This window comes from Sphingobium sp. RSMS (assembly GCF_005406185.4).
In the GTDB taxonomy this organism is placed as follows: domain Bacteria; phylum Pseudomonadota; class Alphaproteobacteria; order Sphingomonadales; family Sphingomonadaceae; genus Sphingobium; species Sphingobium fuliginis.
This window is the reverse complement of sequence record NZ_RPFK02000003.1, coordinates 1-17198: the sequence shown is the minus strand read 5'-3', so window position 1 is coordinate 17198 and position 17198 is coordinate 1. Positions and strand designations below refer to the sequence as shown.

Here is a 17198-nt window from a genome sequence, read left to right as displayed (position 1 = left end):
CTTAATCCTCGTGGCTCGCTTCGCCCTTGCCGATCTCGGCCTTGAGCGTGAAACTTCCGGTGGTGGCGATCTGTTCGTTGCCGGTCAGGCCCGACCGGACGATCACCGTGTCGCCCGACGCATCGCCGAGCTGGACCGGGGTCGCCTTGAAGCCGGTGGGCGTGCGCACGAACACGACCGACTTGCCCTCGAAACTCTGGACCGCCGTCGTCGGCACGCGGACCGCCCCGCTCCCGCCGCTGCCCGTGAGCTGCACGGCTGCCGTCACAGGCTCGCCGACCCGCCATTCGCCACCGCGATTGTCGAGGGTGGCGAGCGCAGGCACGAGCCGCGTCTGCGGATCAAGCGCCGGCGACACGAAGGTCACGCGGGCGGTCGCCTGACGGCCTGCCGCCTTCACCAGCACCGTATTGCCGGGACGCACCCGGCCCGCATCCTCGGGCTTGAGATTAAGCGCGATCGACACCTGGCTCAGGTTGGCGATGCGATAGAGTTCGGCATCCGCCGCGACCGTTTGTCCCAGCGTCACGGGGCGCGCAATGATCTGGCCCGAGATCGGCGCGGCAATGCCGAGCCGGTTGAGCCCGCCGCCGCCGACACCCGCCGCCGAAACCATGCTCTGCGCCTGCGTCAGGGCGATCCGCGCCTCCGTCGCCGCTGTGCGGGCGGCGATCAGATCCTGTTCAGGGGAGACTCTCTGCGCGAACAGCCGCTGTTCGCGCGCGAGGTTCGAATTAGCGAGCTGAAGCCGCGCCCGCGCCGCCTCGACCTCGCCCTTGATCTGCGCCGCCTCGCGGCTTTCGATGACCGCAATGGTCTGGCCGCGTCCGACCGATTGGCCGAGGTTACGGGTGAGCGCGACCACGCGTCCCGCAATTGCGGCCGAGACGACCTGCGTTCCCTGTGGGTCGCCCTCGATGATCGCGGGCAGCTCGATCGTCCCGGCCCCGCCGATGATCGGCCGTCCGACCTGGACGCCCGCTGTGGCGATCTGGTCGGCACCCAATGTGACGACGCCTTCACCGGCATGACCGCCTTCAGCACCGCCCTTTTCCGTGCCCGCTGCCGTCTCATTGGCAGCTGCGCCTTCGGCAGTTGCCTCGTTTCCGCCATCCTTGCCGCCGCAGGCAGCCAAGAGCAGGGCGAGCGACGCCGCGCCCGCGAGATAAAAGCTCTTCATCACTGATTCCCCCCATTGGGCGCACGAGCGGTCAGTCGCTCCACTTGCGCGCGGGCATTCTGGTAATTGGCAAGCGCGTCGATCGCGGCGACCCGCGTTTCGGCGAGCGTGCGTTCAGCATCGAGCAATTCGAGCTGGCCGAACTTGCCCTCGCGATAGCCGATCCGCGCGATGCGGGCGGCCTCCTGTGCAGCCGCCAGCGCCGGCCCCGACGCCGCACGAGCCGTCGTTGCGGCATTGGCCGCCTGCGCCTGCGCGTCCGTGATCGCCTGTTCGATGTCGAGCGCGGTCACGCGGCGCTGCGCATCCGCCTGGGTCCGCTGCGCGGTCGCCTGCGCAATCGCGGCGCGACCATTGTTGAACACCGGGATCGGGATCGACACGCTGAACACCGCCGCCATGTCGTTGGTCGCTTCCAGGCGGCGGATCGACGGCCCGACGTTCAGGTCAGGCACGCGATTGGCGCGCGCGAGCCGCACGCCGGCTTCGGCAATGGAGAAATCCGCGTTGGCTGCCGCCAGCGCGAGTGTGCCGGTCGTGTTGACCGGTGCCAACGGCCCATAGACGTTCACATCGGGAAGGCGATCGAGCAGCGTGTCATCGAGCAGGCCGTCGATCGGCCGTCCGATCCGACGCGCCAGATTGGCGCGGGCCGCCTCGGCCAAGCGAAGCTGCCGCTCCACATTGGCGTCGGCATTGATACGCGCGACATCCGCGCGCTGTTGCTCGAGTGGCGATGCCCGCCCTGCCTGCACGCGAACGCTCGCGGCCCGCAGCGCATCGCTGGCGATCCGGGCCTGATCGCGGGCTGTCATTACCCGGCGATCGGCCGCGACCGCTTCGACATAGAGCTGCGTTACCTGAAGCCGGACATCCGCCGCGATGATCGCGGCCTGGATCTCGGCCCGGGACAATTGCGCATTGGCGACCGCGACGCGGGCGCCGCGCTTGCCGCCTAGCTCGATCGGGATCGCAAAGCCGACCGTGGTTTCCGCGCTGCGGACCCCCCGATACGGCCCGGAGCCGATGACATTCTCGACTTGGCCTTGAACCACCGGATTGGGCCGCAAGCCGGCGACTGTGCGACCTGCACGGGCCGCGTCGATTCCAGCTGTCGCCGCTTCCGCAGCAGGGGCCGAACCGCCCGCTGCACTGACCGCTTGGTCAAGCGTGTAGACCGGCGCATCCTGCGCAACAGGCGCGGACGGTCCGACCTGCGCCTGCGCCATCGTGGCGCAAGACGCTGCGGCCAGCATGGCCGCGAGGATACGATTCATGAAAATAGGACTCCTGACGATGATCGACAGGGGCGCGCCAACGCACGCCCAAATCGGACGTCAGGCTTGGGGGGGCCTCAAATGGACCATGCCGGTGCGGCCGTCGAGCGACGCAGAGGCGGAGATTGTCGGCTTGGGCACTGTGAGGACGGGGGTATATTCCATCGTCGTGCGCGCAGGCGCGCCGACGTCGTGTCCGTGACAATAATTGTGATGATGCGGGACATTCTTGTCCGAGTCCGATGGCACCTGATCGATGTCACCGGCGGTATGGACCGTGAACTCAACGCCCGCGATGCTTCCCCCCGCCAGATCGGCGGCATGGGCCATGCCGGAGAAGCTGGTCAGGACCAGCATCAGGCATGTCAGGAAAGGCAAAAAGGCTCGCACTAGCTTGCCTCTATCACGGAAGGGTTTTCATGTCATTGCACTAATTCGAACCAAGGGTCACTGAGCCGGAACCCGAGCGGGATCGGTCGCGCCCGTTCCAGGCGAACCCGACCGCAATGGCGACCGCCATCAGGAGTTGCGCCAGCACCGATTGCCAAGTGGGAAACACGCCGAGCATCGACAGCCGTGGCACGTCCGCGAGCGGTGCGATGTTGATAAGGCCGGCTTCCTGGAGCGCGGCGACGCCTTTACCCGCCAGCACGACGGTCAGGACCGCCATGAGCCAGGAGCTATAGCGGAAGAACTGCGCGATCGGCAGCTTGCGACTGTAGCGAAGCATGGCCCAAGCGATCAGGCTGAGCAGTCCAATCGCCGACCCGGCCCCCGCGAGAAGCATCCCGTTGTCACCTTGCGCCGAAAGCGCGGCATAGAACAGGATCGTCTCGAAGACCTCGCGATAAACTACGACGAACGCCAGCCCGAACAGGAACCAGCCCGACCCGCCCGAGAGCGCCCGCGACATCTTCTCGCGAATATAGCGCTGCCACTGATCGGCCTGCGCCTTGCCGTGCATCCAAATCCCGACCGAGAGCAGCACGACCGCGGCGAACAGCGAGCCAAACCCTTCCGTCAGCTCCCGGCTCGCACCGCTGATCCCGATCGCATAGGTGGCGACCGCCCAGGTGATCCCGCCCGCGATGATCGCGCTGACCCAGCCGCCATGCACGTACCGCAGCGCCTCGCCGCGCTCGGCTTTACGCAGGAACGCGATCATGGCGACAACGATGAGCAGGGCTTCGAGCCCTTCACGCAGCAGGATCGTGAACGCGCCCAGGAACGTGGACGCTTCGGTGGCGGCATCAGGCGCGAGCGCCGCTTCCGCATCGTCGAAAAGGCCGCCCAGTACTGCGACCTTCTCCGCGAGATCATCGGGCGACGCGCCCCGGTCGATCGAGGCGCGGAACTCCCCCATCGCGCCCTCGATTCGACCCATCAGCGTCGCGTCGCGCGCGGTGAGTGTTGGCTCGATCGGCTCGAACCCATCGAGATAGGCCGACAGCGCCAGCTCTTTCGCCATGCGCGCATCGCCGCGCCGCGCAGCCGCCACGCTTTCGGCGAGTTTGGCGCGGGCGACCGCGAGCGAGCCGGGAGCCTGTTGTATCACCTGTTCGGGATGACGACGCAGGAACGCGAGCACTGGGTCAGCCTTGGCGTCGCCGATCGCCGCGCCGAGCGCGGCCGGGGTGAGCGCGACCAGGGTTTTCAGGTCCGGAATGCGCCGGCGAAGGGTCGGGTCGGATTTCCAAAGCCGCTCGCCTTCGCGCGCCTGCGCATCCGTGAAGGCGAAGCTCCCGGCTCGGAATGCTAACGCCCAGCGCTGATCGTTGGGCAGATCGGCGAAGCTCTGCATCGCGGTCCCGTCGATGCCTTGCGTCACCACCTGATAGAGCGCGAACACGCTGCGCTGGCGCGCGCGCTCGGCATCGGTGAAAGCAATCGGGGGCGTAGCGAGCTTGGCGGCGTCAGGGCCACGGCCGTTGCCCGTCATCCCGTGGCAGGACGCGCAGGATTGTCGGAACAGTGCATCGCTGGAGACGAGGTTCGGAGCCTTATCGGGCGCGAGCGGCACCGGGTAGGCGCGCAACAGATCGGCCGCGAGCCCGTGCGCCAATGTTGCCACCTGTTCAGTCGGTCCCTTTTCCGCGATCACCGCCTGGAGGTTGGCAGCCCGCTGGATGAGGGCTTGACGCTCCGGCTTCGCCGGCAGGCCCTGAAGCCGTGTCGAGACCGACGCGGCGAACTCCGTCATCTCGGCATATTCCGACGTGCTCTTGATCCGACCGTTGGCGACCGCGCCGCCATAATCGACGGCCATATAGTCGAGCAGCCGCCATGCGGTTTGCACGTCGCCGGGTTCGGCGATTGCCGCAGCAGGGATCAGCAGCGCCGCGAGCGCGGAGAGCAGCCGCAACGAGAGCATTGCCCGGATCAACGCGAGCAGACGCACTACCGCTCTCCCAATTCGCGCCGAGCGCCAGTGACGATTTCATAAGCGGAGTGGAGGAACAGGAGGGCGATGAGGCCGGCGACGGCGAGGTCCGGCCAGGCGCTTCCTGTCCACGCCACCAGACCGGCCGCGGCGATCACCGCCACGTTGGCGAGCGCGTCGTTGCGGCTGAACAGCCAGATCGCGCGAACATTGGCGTCCCCTTCCCGGAAACGCGCAAGCACCAAGGCGGACACGACATTGATCGCGAGCGCGACAACGCCGATTGTGCCCATCAGTTCGGCATCGGGCGCGGTTGCGTTCAGGGCGCGCCAAATCGCGAAACCGATTACGCCCACGCCAAGCGCACCGAGAAACAACCCCTGCGTCAGCGCGACCTTTGCCCTCGCCCGTGCGGACCAGGCAAGCGCGAGAAGACCGATAAGGCTGATCGACCCGTCCCCGAGAAAATCGAGGGAATCCGCTTTCAGCGCTTGGCTATCGGCGATGAACCCGCCGAACAGCTCGGCGACTCCGAAGCCGAGGTTGAGCACCACGACGGTCAGCAGCGCACGGCGATAGGCCGGATCGGTTTGCGCGCGCGCGGGCTCCCCGTGGCACCCGCAGCTTTCGGTAGAAGCATTCATGCGGCCTTCCTTACCACCTCCAGTCGCTGTAGAAGCAAGCGAAATGTGCGACACGTTCGCATAAGCAAGGATGGCATGATGAAGCCGGTGATGATTGGGCAGCTCGCCAGCGAGACCTCGACGAAGGTGACGACGATCCGCTTTTATGAGTCGATCGGGTTGCTCCGATCCGCCCCTCGCACGGCGTCGGGTCGCAGAACCTACGATGCCAGTGACATTGAGCGTTTGCACTTCATCCGCAACGGTCGCCGGCTTGGCTTCTCCGTCGACGAGATCCGTTCGTTGATGGGGCTGGCGCAGAACCCGGACCAGGATTGTGGTGCCGCCTCAGCTATCGCTGCTCAGCACCTCAAGGATGTGGAGGAGAGACTGGCGCAACTCGCGGTGTTGCGGGATGAGTTGGCAATGCTCAGCCAGAGCTGCACCAAGGCGCGCATGGCCGATTGTCGGATCATGAAGGCGATCGGCAAAGGCCACCCTCAAGCCGATCAATAATAATCGGCCAGCCTGAGCTCGCGCACATCACCCGAGGCCATCGTCAGCTTTACGAGGGTGCCAGCAGGCCGGGAGCGCACTTGCCAGAGCTCCCCACGCGTATAGTTCGCATCGATCGAATGGCCGTTCACCGCCACGATCCGGTCGCCGACCGCCCAGCCAGCCTTTTCCGCGGGACTGTTCGCCGCCACATGAACAACGGTGAGCGCCGTTGGTGAGGCTGCGAGGCCAAGGCCGCTACGGTCCTTCAGCATCGGCAGGCGACGACGAGGACCGAGTGGCCGGAGCCACACGAATCCGGCGGTCACGTCGAACACCACGTCGAATTGAGCGATCAGCGGTAGGCCGACATTGCCAACCGTGCTGGTGGAGAGCCAAGCTCTCATCCCGAGTGTGGGGACGTTCGAGACGCCAAGCCCTTCGATGTTGATGTTCTGGATCGTGAAAGCATCGTTGATACGCACACCATCGACGCCGCCGATCGCCGCGGTCGAGACGAGCTTCCCGTTCAACAGCCCTTGATCGCGGGCATAGGCCGACGAGAGCATCAGCGCGGCCGAGCTGCCAAGATCGATCATCAAGGGCACGGGAGGCAAACCCGAGACGGAAGCTCGAATGAACAGCTCCTGCTTGGCACCGCGCCCGAGCGCGACAGCGCGCCAGTCGGGACCGGCGAGAAACGTGCCTGACTTGACGACCGCCATACGCCTTTTCGCGAAATCGAGCGCGATGCAGCTACCCGTGAACATATCGGCACCGAGGAGGATATCGATCGGTCGTCCGAAGGCCGCCGACACTGAACTCAGATCACCAACGACGGCAAAGGGTAAGCGACGGGTTTCGCGGGCGAGCTGTACGTCGATGTCGCGGACCAGCAGCACCGGGGCCTTGGCGCTCAGCCCGCTAATCATGCGCCGCTCACCATCGTTCAAGCCGAGCTTCGCCGCGAGCGCCGTGCTCATGATCGACGCGCCGCTGCCACTGTCGAGCACCGCCCGCACCGGCACTCCGCGCACTTGTGCCGAAACAAGGAGGGTATCACCCGTGCCGACTTCCAGCGGCTCCCATTCGAGGTGAGCCGCACCGAAGTTCCACGAGCCCGCAGACCGGGAAGTCTGTCGCGCGAGCGTTGGAGAACCGAGCACCAAGCCGGTTCCACAGGCCACCAGCCGCGCCACTAATGAGCGTCGAGACATACCGATTGCTTCAACACGGGCCGTCAAAAAGCCACCTCCAGCCCCCCGTCCGCAGGAGAGCAAATTGCGGTTACATGCTCCAGCCACTGGAGGAGCAAGTGCTTTTGGTGCGCCCGAAAATCCTCAGAAGCGCTTGGAGAACTTTAGATGAAGGATGGTGCAGACCGCTTAGATGCCTTCCCGATAACGAACGGTTCCGGGGGACGCTGGGCCGATCGGGACCGCGAACGGTGTAAACGCTCGCGCTAAGTGGCGGCATTCTGATCGCGCTATTTGTCGGCGAGCGTCGCTACGCGGCTACCGGCTTGGTCTCGGCCGATCGCACATAGGCGTAGAGTTTTGGCTTGGAGATGCCGAGCATCGAGCAAATCTTGGCGATCGGCATCGTGTTCTCGTGGTAGAGCCTGACGGGCAGGTCGCGCTTGTCCTTGCCGAGTGCGGCCGGCCGGCCACCCTTCTTGCCGCGAGCGCGGGCTGCGGTGAGACCGGCCTGGGTCCGCTCGCGGATCAGGTTGCGCTCGAACTCCGCCAATGCCCCGAACAGGTGGAAGGTAAGCTTGCCCGACGTGGTGGTCGTGTCGATCGCCTCGTGCAGGCTCAGCAGCCCGACCTTTTCCTCGTCGAGGTAGGTCAGCCATCCGATCAGATCACGGAGCGAGCGGCCGAGCCTGTCGAGGCGCCAGACCACCAGTGTGTCGCCGGCGCGAAGCAGCTCCTTCACCTTTTCCAATCCAGGGCGAGCGGCAGTCGCCCCGGAGGCCTTGTCGGTGATGACCTTCTCGCAGCCGGCAGCCTTCAGCGCATCACGCTGGAGGTCCAGGTTCTGCTCGGCGGTCGATACGCGGGCGTAACCGATTTTCATGCGTAGGGCCGGTGGCGCCCCGATCGGGCGCGGTTTGGGAAGAAAGTCGTCATCGGCAGGTCTATGTTGCCCTAGTTTTCTTTACCGGGTAGATTTACGTCGAACAGGCCGGTTTGGCAACGCGAGCGGACTCGCATGGCGATGGGCAGGCAAATCTCCGTTTTCCTTACCTGCGACACGGACCGTCGGCGGTGACGCATCCGGCGCTTGTCCCGCCGCTGGCGATCGAGCGCTACCGCGTCCTTGAACCGCACCTCGCCGATGGCATCCCGCTCGCGGACCTCGCCCGCACCGGCACGCTGAGCGAGCGGACGTTGCAGCGCTGGCTCGGGCGCTACCGTGCCGAAGGACTTGCCGGTCTCGCGCGTCTGCCGCGCAACGATCGGGGCAGGCTGCACCTGCCGGAACATCTGGTCGAACTGACCCGCACTCTCGCCACCAAGCGCCCGCGACCCCCGGTCGCCGCCATTCACCGAAAGGTGCAGGAACTCGCCATCGCGCATGGACACCGAACCCCCAGCTATGCGGCCGTCGCGCGTGTCGTCAGGGCGATACCGGCAAGCCAGATCGCCGCAGCCTCCGATCCGGCCGTCTACCGCGACCAGCACGAGCTAGTGCATCGGCGCGAAGCCGCGACCTCGAACGAGATGTGGCAGGCCGATCATACCGTTCTCGACATTCTCGTGCTCGATGATGCCGGAACCCCGGTGCGTCCTTGGCTGACCGTCATCGTTGACGATCACAGCCGAGCCATCGCCGGTTACTTCCTCAGCCTCGATGCCCCCAGTGCCCTCAACACGGCGCTCGCCTTGCGGCAGGCGATCTGGCGCAAGCCCAATCCCGAATGGATCGTCAGCGGCATTCCCGAACAGCTTTACGTCGACAACGGCTCGGATTTCATCTCCGAGCATATCGAGCAGGCGTGCATCGCCCTCAAAATCCGCCTCATCCATTCGCTGCCGGGGCGTCCTCGCGGGCGCGGCAAGATCGAGCGGCTGTTCCGCACCATCAACGACATGTTCCTGCCCGACCTGCCCGGCCACCTGATCGCGGGCAAGCCGCTGTCGGCGCCAGTGCTCACGCTCGACGAGCTGCGCGCCCGCTTCGAGGCGTTCGTGTGCGGCGTCTATCATCGTCGCCCGCATGGCAGCACCGGCGAACCGCCGATCACGCGCTGGCAGAAGGGCGGGTTCCTGCCCGCAATGCCCGACAGCCTTGAACAGCTCGACATGCTGCTCGTGCACGTGCCCAAGCCCCGTAAAGTGCTGCGCGACGGCATCCGTCTGATGGGCAGGCGCTATGTCGAACCCACGCTCGCGGCCTTCGTCGGCGAGCAGGTCGAGGCGGTCTATGACCCCCGCGACCTGACCGAGATCCACGTCTACCACCAGGGCCGGTTCGTCTGCCGTGCGCTCAGCTCCGAGCACGCTGGGCACCCGTCGTTGCGCGCGATCCAGCGCGCCCGGCGCGGCGCGAAGGAGCGCGACAAGCAGGTGCCTGCCCCCACGGAGACCTTCGATGGCGACCAAGAGGATACGGCTTCCCGGCCCACCACCTACCGAGGGCTCCGGCTCTACGCCGCTGACGATTGAGTTCCTGGTCGAGCAGCCGTTCCTGGCGACCCGCGAACATGCCCGGTTCGTCGAGTTTGCCGAAGCCTGCGCGCACTACCGCTATATCGGCGTGTGTCATGGCCGGCCGGGCGTCGGAAAGACGCGATCGGCGCGCGAGTTTTCCAGCTTCCCCGACCTGGGGGAATATGCCGCGCTCCGTCCCATTGCCGCGCTCCTTGGCGAAAAGGTCGCTCGCTGCCGCGCCGTCTTCTACACCGTGTCGGTCAGCAACACGCCCAAGACGATCGACGCGGTGTTGGGCCTCAACCTCATTAAGCTGGGCTATGCCCGGCTGACGGTCGCGGGCGGCTCGCAGGACGAAATCACCCATGACGCCGCCCGCATCGCCTGCCCCCTCGTCATCGTCGACGAGGCCGACCGCCTGACCATAAAGTCGCTCGAACATCTCCGCGACATGGCCGATCGCCACGGCTTCGGGCTGATCCTGATGGGTATGCCGGGCTTGGAGAAGCGCCTCGCCCGCTATGCCCAGCTCTACTCGCGGATCGGCTTCGTCCACGAGTTCAAACCGCTTACCGAGACCGAAATGCGGCTGCTGCTCGCGACCCACGCCGGCGATTTCGGGATCAGCTTCGACCCGGCCCAACTCGACGCGATCGAAGCGCAGGCAGCCGTGATCCGCATCACGCGCGGCAACTTCCGGCTCATGGAGCGCCTGTTCGCGCAGATGCGGCGGATCATGACCCTCAACCGCGTCGAGGAGGTCACCGCTGACATCGTTCAGGCCGCGCGCGATTGCCTCGTCATCGGACCCGGCAACTGACAAATAGCGCGATCAGAACGCCGCCATTTAGCGCGAGCGTTTACACAGGATAAGATCCATACCGTTTCCGGAACCACTTTCTTGTTTCCTCTTCGAAATTGGACTGTGCTGATGAGTTTGAGCGATGGTGGCTTCGCTCATACACTACGCGCTACCAGGCCCCTGCCCGTTTCTTAGGCTTAACGTTGTAGCTCAAGACCCCGGGGGCTCAGCCTCCCTTCTCCGGTTCTTGCCGCTGCGCAAATCCCTCGATCTACCTGCCGCCGTCGTGTGGTCGCACGGCATCATCCAAAGACCTATTTAGGCCGTCATGACTAGCCAATCTTCGCCATAAGGCGCCCCGCCGCCCCCTGCTCTGCCGCGAGATTGCGATTATAAGCGAGCGGCATCCGCGGCGACTTCCACCGCAGCGCGTCCATGATGCCGGCCAAATCCTCCCCGCTGGCGAACAGGTCCTGATTGAGCCCGATCCGCGTCGAGTGCGCACTGATCCCCTTCAGCAACCGCGCCAGATCGTCCGCCGTCAAATCGGGCAGCGCGCCACGGTCGAACGCGCGGCCGATGATCGACCGAAAGATTGGTCCGATCGAGCCCGGGTGCAGCGCCACGGTGCCGATGTCATATTCGACGCGCGCCTTCACCGCCGGCTTGGACAGCGTCTTGCGCAGATCCCACGTCTCCCGGCCCGAGATGCTGTCGATCGGCCGACCGCGCACGGCTGCCCGCGCCTTGTAGCGCCGCACCTGCACCCGCCGGAACAGCGGCCCTGTCGTGATCCCCGCCGCTTCGGTCCACGCCGCGATCGCCGCGACGGTGCGCGGGCTGAGGTAGGCGGTCGCCCCCTCCCCGTCTTGATCGCCCTTATGACGCAGAATCTGCAGCAGCCGCGCTTCGGGATCGATCGCCTCCTCAATATGCTCAATGGCGACCGCCACCAGTTCGGAGGCGCGCAGCCCGGTGTCATAAGCGGCCGATAGCAGCGCCCGATCACGCAGCCCCGGCAGATCCTCGCCACAACTCTCGAGCAGCGCGCGGATGTTGAGCCCCCGCGCCTTGTCGCGCTCGACGTCGCGCACCGGGCCCTTGAACCGCAGCGGCCGCGCCTGCTTCTGCGCAGCCCCCTTCTCGCGGCGCACCGTCTGGAGCCGCAGCTTCACCAGCGGCGCCGGCGTCGGATCCTTGAGCTCGAGCAGCTGGTGGATCTTGGCGATCGACGCCTTGTAGCGGGATAGCGAGGCCGGCCGGCTCCCCTTCCCGGCCCGCGCGTCGAGATAATCGGCCACGGTCTCGGGCGTGGCCGGCAGCGCGATCCGGTTGTTGCGCCTACACCACGCATCGAACGCCTCGACGTCGGACTTGAGCGCACGGATGCTATGGGGCGATGAAGCGGCCTGATAGGCGGCGATCAGGCCCTCGTTGACGGTGATGCGCTCGCCGGCGCGCATCTGCACGATCGTCCACGCAAGGTCGGCCGGCGCCCTGACGGCCGGCAGGACAGCCTCAGGCGGCGCTACGGGGATTTCTGGCCCTTCCCGGGCGGTTTCGGTGCTCACGACGCGCCTCGCTCCTCAGCCGCGCTTGTAGCCCACCTTATAAAGAACGGTCAAATCTGCTTATGTGATAACTGCAATTATCACATGTTCATTTACGGACCCTCCGAGCAGTTGTGCAGTGTTTTGGCATTCACTACACATTCGGCATGGAGCGCTTCCATCCCCTTGCCGCCGACACCGACGCTCCGCCCGAGGCGCTTGGCCAGGCGCAGGCGGAATGCGCGCTCGCGCTCGGCCGCCTCGACGGGCTCCTCACCGGCCTCACCGATACCGAAAAGCGGCTGTTCTGCGTAGGGCTGCTGCGCGAGGTGCTCCTCTCGGCCTTGGCGCAGGCGGGATTTGCTGACGCCGAACACCGGTTCAACGCCTGGTTCGCCGGGCTCGATCGCGGCCCCCAAGAGACGCCCCTCACCGCCTGCTCCGCCTATGCCGTGGTCCGCGCCCTGCTGGGCGAACTCAGCCATCATCCGTGGGAACCGCTTGCCGACGCCGCGCAGACCATCGCTCTGGCCGCTCGCTTCGGGGCCGACCGCCCGATGCAAGCCGAAGATGCGCTGGCGGAGGAGGCGATCGGCAGAGCGATCACGCTGGTGAAACAGGCCGGCGCGGATGACGAGATTCCCCTGCCCTTCGCGGGTCTGGCGCGCCTTCACGCGCTGCTGCACGCCGATCCGCTGTTCGCGCCGCTGGAGCGCGCGGTGCAAATCCGTTCGCTTGGGAACCGCGCGGTGGCGATCGAGCAGGCCGCCCCGCGCACACCGCTCTGGGCGGTCGATGCCTCGCTGGGGCGGCTGCTGGCCGCGTGCGGCGCGTGGCAGCTTGCCCTCCCCTGCCCCGGCGCGGTGACCGCCGAAACGCTTCAGCCGCAGCTCTGGCCTGGCGAACGCGCCATTGTCTCAGCGCGAACTCTCCACGCCAGCGCTACCCGGCTTGCAGAGCTGGTCGCGAAAGCGCGACGGCGCGCGGCGCTGATGCGCGAGCAGCTGGGGCACCTGCGCTCGAGCGCGCGGGCACCGCAGGTGTGGATCCTGCTCGCTGGTTTTGCGCCGCTCGGGCTCGATCAGATGACCTCGGCGTTCGGGATCAGCCGGCGCGGCACCTATGCGATCGGCGACGCGCTAGTCACAGCGGGCCTCGCGCGGCGCGCGAGCATCAAGGGCAAGGTTCTGCTGGTCGCCGAAGCGCCGCGAAGGGATCGGTTGTCGGCACCCCTGGACCACGCTCTCGCGCTCCCCCATCCGGCGCTCACCGAGTTCGACGCGGCGATGGGCGAGATCGACCGGCTGCTCGCCGGCAGTTCTGGCCATCCCTGACGCGGCCTCGCGCGCATTAGGCGTGTATGAAAACTGATCTCCTCTTGACGTTATGTACAGATATCATACATAGACAGAGAAAGAAGGAGATGGCCAATGGCCACAGCTGCCCATTCCGGCGTCCCCGCCAAAGCGCCTAGCCGCAAGGACCTGAGCGGTCCGGCGCTGCGCACCTTTTTCCGCATTGCCGACGCCTGGGGCCTTAAGGAAGCCGAGCAGATGAAGCTTCTCGGGCTCGACAGCCGCTCGACCTTCCAGACCTGGAAGCGCGGCGCCGTCGCGGCGATTCCCAAGGATGCGCTGGAGCGCATCTCCTATGTCATGGGGATCTACAAGGGGCTGAAGATGCTCCTGCCCCGTACCGCCAACGAATGGGTACGCAAACCCAATGAGGCGCCGCTGTTCGCCGGACGCCCGGCGATCGAGCGGATGGCCTCGGGCAATGTCGCCGATCTCTACGTGGTGCGCCAATATATCGACGCGCAGCGCGGCTGATGGATGCTATTGCGACGACGCAAGTGCGGTGGCAACCGTGCTATCGGATCGTCGCAAGCCGGTTCCCGCCCATATCGCTGTTTGAAGACGTCGCGGATCCGGCCGATTTAGAAGCGGTCTATGCGATCGAGGCGATGACCAACGACCGGCTTCGCGACGAGGTCGGGGACCTTGCGCTCGTCCCATCGGAGGACCGCGTATCGGGACCCGGGACATCGGCAATCATGGCAGCGTTCACCCACCTCAATCCAGATGGCAGCCGATTCTGTGACGGCAGTTTCGGGTTGTTCTATGCTTCCAACACCATCGAGACTGCGGTTGCCGAGACGAGCCATCACCGAACCCGCTTCATGGCGTACACCCACGAACCGGCGCAGGAACTCGACATGCGCGTCTACGCGGTCGACTTGGACGCCATGCTCCACGATATTCGCGGCCTGCGCGATGAACGCCCTGCCCTCTACGCCCCGGACAGTTATGCCGCCGGCCAGGCGCTTGGCCGACACCTGCGTGAGCAAGGTTCGGATGGCATCGTATACCAAAGCGTGCGCGACACCGACGGCGAGTGCGCCGCGGTGTTCCGCCCTCGCCTACTCGCAAACTGCCGACAGGAGCGGCACCTGTGCTACGTTTGGGATGGCCGGGCGATTGTCACCGTCTACGAGAAGAAGACATTCACCTAAAGGTCCTGCGGACAAGCTAGCCTTTCGGCATCGAGTGACGCCTGTCAGGAATAGACCCCGGCAGCCATACGATCGAGATCTTCCATGACGATATCGATATCGCCATTCGCAACCAATTCCGCAGCCGTTTTCCCAACTCCAGAAAGGGGTTGATGCTTGAACCAGATAACCGCCTTGCCTTCTTCGCCTGCGAGCTCTGCCGCTCGCGTTATAACTCGGGCTATTTCCTCCAGTTTAATCTGCACGGTCGGGGCGGAGGGATACAGAGTCATGGCCTTACGATCCAGGCGAGCAACGCGAGCCAAATGCGCCATGGAGAAGCGCAGGCGCTCCGCCAGACGACGGGGCGCGATGATCTCATTCTCGCGAATGTCATCCTGGAAGGCTGCAGTCATTGGGCAGTCCATATTCAACATGTGAAGACAAAACTCTCACATCTCAGAACCGCTGAAGATTGTCCTAGCTCCAATGCTGATCGAGCAGGGCTTTCAACGCGGCCTCCGCTTCAGCCCGCGTACCACCGGCATGCGGAAGCAGGGTGAGCTTGAGACCCTTACGATCCACCGCCTCCACTTTCAGCAATGGTTTCCCCCCTTCGGACACGATCGTTTCTGGCTTTCCTGACTTCTTGGGGGATCCTGACCTCTTGGGGGGATCGGCGGCCAGAGCGAGAGCGCGTATGATATCGGGAACCGGCATCGGTGCTGCGCGGTCGGACTGCACCTGAGCGAGACGCCCCGCCTCGGCGAACACACGCTGCCGCCGGTCCTCCGGTTTCAAGAGAGGCTTGATCGCGGTGACATGCTTGATCCTGAGATCCTGTGGGATGGCAAAGGCCGCCATCAGTTCTGCCGGCAGTCGGGCAAGGTCGAGATAGCGGCTGAGCCAGCTTTCCGTGACGTTGATCCGCTCGGCCATGACCTTCTGGCGCCCTTCATAATAGGCGTCGAGCGCGCGCAAATAATCGCGCGCGCGCTCCAGATCGGTAAGGTCGTCGCGCGCCCGGTTTTCCAGGTCCGCAAGCCGGAAAGCCTCTTCGTCGGTAAGGCTGCGGATATCGACGAGAAAGCGGAAATCCGGATAGTTGTGGGCGCGCAGCCAACTGATCGTCCAATGCCGGCGCGCGCCGCAAATCACCTCGAAATCGAAGGCAGGGTCGTCCTTCACACGGCGGACGATGGCGGGCATTTCCTGTTTGCCCTGCGCCTTGATGCTCTCGATGAGATCGGCGCACCGCTCCTCGTTAAGCAGCGCATATTCGCGGTTATGGCCGACCCACATCCGGCAGCGTGCAGGATCAACGAGTTCATGGGTGCGTGAGACGACACTGCCCGTCGCCAATTCGGCAAGCCGGCTTTCTCGACCCGCCAGGACGCTCGCACCGATGCCGGGGCGCCGGGCCGCTGGAGCTTGCGCCCCCGGGTCGATTCCGGCGACCAGATCAGCCGCGAAGTTGGCGTTTTTCTTGCTCATCATCCACCCCTTCTACCCGGAATTGCACCGGTGCAATTTTGCTCGCATCAGGCGAGGCCCTCCTTGCGCAAGCGCGCCAGATGGCTGGGCCACATCGACCGGATGTCGACCTCGATTTCACTGTTCACGCCGTCGAGATAGGCGAGGCAGCGGTTGCGCACCGCCGAACTGGTGACAGGTCCGTCAAGCTCATAGACCGTCATCAGCCGCGCCGTCGCATTGTCGATTTCCGCCGAATCCTTGAGCGGTGTGCGCACGATCGCGTGGCCGAAAAGGGTCCGCATCAGGTTCAGCAATTCCTTCTGCATCGACTTGTTCTCGTCGACCTTGGAGGCCACGAAGCGCAGAAACTGCAGCGACGGGGCCAAGCCGCGATCAGCCAGAGTCTCGATGGTCTCGTCGAGCATGGCGAGGAAGGCTGCAGTCGACGAGAAGTCCATTACCGTCGGCGGCACCGGCACGACCAGCGCATTGGCCGCACGCAGCACCGAAAGCGAGATCGCACCGAGCGCCGGCGGCGGGTCGAGAACAACGACATCAAACCGATCGGCTATGCTCGCAATGCCTTGTGCCATGCGATCGATCAGGTTCCCCTGCCCGCGCGCCATACGCGCCGCGATTTCATATTCCGACTGGAACAACCGGAGATTGGCCGGGACAAGCTCGAGGCCGTCGAAGTGAGTCTTGCGCAGGGCGTAATCGAGCGCCTCCATGTCGTCATGCCGCAAGAACGGATAGAGCGTGTCCTCCTCGGTTAGGTCGAGGTCGGGAACATAGCCGAACAGGGTCGTTGCCGACGCCTGGCTGTCGCAATCAATGAGGGCCACCCGGTAGCCCTTGATCGCGAGATATTGGGCCAGATGCACCGACAGGGTCGATTTCCCGACCCCGCCCTTGAAGTTCTGCACCGCGATGACGCAGCAGGGGTCGGTGGCAGCCCGCCAGGGCCGGGTGCCGAACAATCCCCGCATGTCGTTGAGCTGCGCCAGGGTATAACCGACGCGCCGATTATTTTCGGTTCGCGGAGGCGGCGGCAAGCGGCCGTCCTTCTCGGCCTCGCGAATGGCCGCCGCGGTCCGGCCGACCAGTTCGGCCGCTTTACCGATCGGGAAGGTGGGCTCGCGCCGTTCGTCCGCCCGGGCGCTACGCGCAGAGTCGCGGAGCCGCTCGAGAACAGAGCTGGTCCGTTGTGCAAGCGTTGAGACGGACAGCAGATCCTGCGTGCCCTCAATATCGAGTGATGCAGCCAA

17 protein-coding genes are annotated in these 17198 nt (G+C 65.3%); 6 read left to right on the top strand and 11 right to left on the bottom strand.

Annotation, left to right across the window (positions count from 1 at the left end; translation table 11 throughout):
• Position 1: 1 nt before the first annotated feature.
• The 5 genes from EGM87_RS23375 to EGM87_RS23355 all read right to left on the bottom strand — a co-directional run bounded on the left by EGM87_RS23375 (position 2) and on the right by EGM87_RS23355 (position 5481).
• Positions 2–1180 carry an efflux RND transporter periplasmic adaptor subunit gene (locus EGM87_RS23375; RefSeq protein ID WP_004212877.1) on the bottom strand — a complete coding sequence of 393 codons (1179 nt, stop codon included), beginning with the start codon at positions 1178–1180 and terminating at the stop codon, positions 2–4.
• On the bottom strand, positions 1180–2457 hold the full coding sequence (locus EGM87_RS23370; RefSeq protein ID WP_013039111.1) for a TolC family protein: 1278 nt from the start codon (positions 2455–2457) through the stop codon (positions 1180–1182). The genes EGM87_RS23375 and EGM87_RS23370 overlap by 1 nt, the downstream gene beginning before the upstream one ends.
• Before the next feature lie 60 nt (positions 2458–2517).
• The gene (locus EGM87_RS23365; RefSeq protein ID WP_007406840.1) at positions 2518–2814 is read right to left on the bottom strand and encodes a hypothetical protein; all 297 of its coding nucleotides are present in this window, start codon (positions 2812–2814) and stop codon (positions 2518–2520) included.
• Positions 2815–2887: 73 nt separating this feature from the next.
• Complete coding sequence (locus EGM87_RS23360) at positions 2888–4855, bottom strand: cytochrome c/FTR1 family iron permease (RefSeq protein ID WP_004212871.1); 1968 nt, start codon at positions 4853–4855, stop codon at positions 2888–2890.
• Entirely contained in the window at positions 4855–5481 is a 627-nt protein-coding gene (locus EGM87_RS23355) for a cation efflux transmembrane domain-containing protein (RefSeq protein ID WP_004212870.1), read from the bottom strand. Before EGM87_RS23355 ends, EGM87_RS23360 begins: the two co-directional genes overlap by 1 nt.
• Before the next feature lie 75 nt (positions 5482–5556).
• Between EGM87_RS23355 and EGM87_RS23350 the strand changes: the two genes are divergently transcribed.
• On the top strand, positions 5557–5976 hold the full coding sequence (locus tag EGM87_RS23350) for a MerR family transcriptional regulator (RefSeq protein ID WP_007406847.1): 420 nt from the start codon (positions 5557–5559) through the stop codon (positions 5974–5976).
• Here the strand turns inward: EGM87_RS23350 and EGM87_RS23345 are convergent.
• Together EGM87_RS23345 and EGM87_RS23340 are read right to left on the bottom strand one after the other, a co-directional pair.
• The gene (locus EGM87_RS23345; RefSeq protein ID WP_013039112.1) at positions 5970–7172 is read right to left on the bottom strand and encodes an aspartyl protease family protein; all 1203 of its coding nucleotides are present in this window, start codon (positions 7170–7172) and stop codon (positions 5970–5972) included. The genes EGM87_RS23350 and EGM87_RS23345 overlap by 7 nt on opposite strands.
• 289 nt (positions 7173–7461) lie before the next feature.
• Positions 7462–8034 (bottom strand): recombinase family protein, encoded by a 573-nt coding sequence (locus EGM87_RS23340; protein WP_137710498.1) that lies wholly within the window; start codon positions 8032–8034, stop codon positions 7462–7464.
• Positions 8035–8225: 191 nt separating this feature from the next.
• Between EGM87_RS23340 and EGM87_RS23335 the strand changes: the two genes are divergently transcribed.
• Both EGM87_RS23335 and EGM87_RS23330 read left to right on the top strand, forming a co-directional pair.
• Positions 8226–9626, top strand: coding sequence for a TnsB C-terminal domain-containing protein (locus EGM87_RS23335; RefSeq protein WP_004212864.1), 1401 nt, complete (start codon positions 8226–8228; stop codon positions 9624–9626).
• Positions 9553–10431: an AAA family ATPase gene (locus tag EGM87_RS23330; protein ID WP_009824028.1), complete on the top strand. Its 879-nt coding sequence runs from the start codon at positions 9553–9555 to the stop codon at positions 10429–10431. Before EGM87_RS23335 ends, EGM87_RS23330 begins: the two co-directional genes overlap by 74 nt.
• A 314-nt stretch (positions 10432–10745) precedes the next feature.
• Here the strand turns inward: EGM87_RS23330 and EGM87_RS23325 are convergent, their stop codons facing one another.
• Positions 10746–11984 (bottom strand): site-specific integrase, encoded by a 1239-nt coding sequence (locus EGM87_RS23325; RefSeq protein WP_013039113.1) that lies wholly within the window; start codon positions 11982–11984, stop codon positions 10746–10748.
• A 146-nt stretch (positions 11985–12130) separates the two neighbouring features.
• Between EGM87_RS23325 and EGM87_RS23320 the strand changes: the two genes are divergently transcribed.
• From EGM87_RS23320 to EGM87_RS23310, 3 genes are all read left to right on the top strand, one after another.
• Entirely contained in the window at positions 12131–13297 is a 1167-nt protein-coding gene (locus tag EGM87_RS23320; RefSeq protein ID WP_015449224.1) for a hypothetical protein, read from the top strand.
• 96 nt (positions 13298–13393) lie between these two features.
• The gene (locus tag EGM87_RS23315) at positions 13394–13792 is read left to right on the top strand and encodes an antitoxin Xre-like helix-turn-helix domain-containing protein (RefSeq protein WP_015449223.1); all 399 of its coding nucleotides are present in this window, start codon (positions 13394–13396) and stop codon (positions 13790–13792) included.
• The gene (locus EGM87_RS23310; protein ID WP_015449222.1) at positions 13792–14475 is read left to right on the top strand and encodes an RES family NAD+ phosphorylase; all 684 of its coding nucleotides are present in this window, start codon (positions 13792–13794) and stop codon (positions 14473–14475) included. Before EGM87_RS23315 ends, EGM87_RS23310 begins: the two co-directional genes overlap by 1 nt.
• 44 nt (positions 14476–14519) lie before the next feature.
• On the opposite strand, the gene EGM87_RS23305 is transcribed toward EGM87_RS23310, so the two are convergent.
• The 3 genes from EGM87_RS23305 to EGM87_RS23295 form a co-directional block, all read right to left on the bottom strand.
• Positions 14520–14870 (bottom strand): hypothetical protein, encoded by a 351-nt coding sequence (locus EGM87_RS23305; protein WP_017183653.1) that lies wholly within the window; start codon positions 14868–14870, stop codon positions 14520–14522.
• Between the two features lie 64 nt (positions 14871–14934).
• Positions 14935–15948, bottom strand: coding sequence for a ParB/RepB/Spo0J family partition protein (locus EGM87_RS23300; protein WP_028056255.1), 1014 nt, complete (start codon positions 15946–15948; stop codon positions 14935–14937).
• Between the two features lie 47 nt (positions 15949–15995).
• Entirely contained in the window at positions 15996–17198 is a 1203-nt protein-coding gene (locus tag EGM87_RS23295; protein WP_015449219.1) for an AAA family ATPase, read from the bottom strand.